General features: G+C 27.8%; 1 protein-coding gene. It reads right to left on the minus strand.

What is annotated here, in order from left to right; genetic code table 11:
• Positions 1-89: 89 nt before the first annotated feature.
• The gene (locus N2Z58_09490; protein MCX7654890.1) at positions 90-491 is read right to left on the minus strand and encodes a hypothetical protein; all 402 of its coding nucleotides are present in this window, start codon (positions 489-491) and stop codon (positions 90-92) included.
• Between the last annotated feature and the right edge of the window lie 98 nt (positions 492-589).

Here is a 589-nt window from a genome sequence, read left to right on the forward strand (position 1 = left end):
CACTTTCTGAAAAACAGACTGGTATATATCTGCAATCTAAATCATCGCATTCTTCGATTTGAATTTGTTTTAATACGCAATACTTCATACTACCCCTCCACTGTTAAACTGTTATAGTCTGCTGATAAATTATCTTTTGATAGTTTTAATTGCAATAGATTTACTGGCACAAATTCATCGTCTGGTATATTGTTTAAAAGTTTTAGCTTTCTGACTAACTTAGCCAGTTCTTCAAAATCTAACTCGTCTTTTTTATAAAAATGAGGGGAGAATACTTCTAAATATTTTTTAACTCTGTTAGTTACTGTATTTGGATGTACTTGTAAGTAATCTGCTATATAACTCATCTTTGCACCTAATAAATATAGGTATAATTCTTCTGGAAATATTCCTTTCATAAAAAAATTTATGTTCTGTTCCATTAATAATATTTCTATAGGTAAATCATGTGGTTTTACCTTATTCAGCTTTCTAATAACTTCAAGTCCCACAATATCCCCTCCAAAATTTATTTGTTTACGTGTTTAGGAAACATAGCGAAATTTCTAACAAAATTTTTTAGTTTTTAAAAATTTTATAACAATAGTAA

The organism is Fervidobacterium sp., from assembly GCA_026419195.1.
In the GTDB taxonomy this organism is placed as follows: domain Bacteria; phylum Thermotogota; class Thermotogae; order Thermotogales; family Fervidobacteriaceae; genus Fervidobacterium.